This is a genomic window from Shewanella sp. CAL98-MNA-CIBAN-0140 (assembly GCF_040309905.1).
In the GTDB taxonomy this organism is placed as follows: Bacteria; Pseudomonadota; Gammaproteobacteria; order Enterobacterales; family Shewanellaceae; genus Shewanella; species Shewanella psychromarinicola.
In genome coordinates this window covers 1-257 of record NZ_JBEOPI010000219.1, presented here as the reverse complement: position 1 = coordinate 257, position 257 = coordinate 1, and the positions used below count along the sequence as shown (strand labels likewise).

Genomic DNA, 257 nt, shown 5'->3' with positions numbered 1-257 from the left:
CCGTGAGCGGCGCGGGTCAACAATCAAAGCAGGAGATTTAGCGTGGAACCTACCGTCGTCGACCATTCCTCCATGTGGAGCCTGGTCAGCAATGCCAGTGTCGTGGTTCAACTGGTCATGCTGACCCTGGTAGCCGCATCGGTTACCTCTTGGGTCATGATTTTTCAGCGCAGCAACATGCTGCGTGCCGGTCGACGTGCCCTGGAGAGCTTTGAAGAGCGCTTCTGGTCGGGTATCGACCTGTCCAAGCTGTACCG

The 257-nt window shown here is 57.6% G+C and carries 1 pseudogene; it reads left to right on the top strand.

Annotated elements, in window-relative coordinates:
- Positions 1-42 precede the first annotated feature (42 nt).
- Positions 43-257, top strand: a pseudogene (locus AAEY93_RS20835) (Tol-Pal system subunit TolQ); the annotation flags it as partial.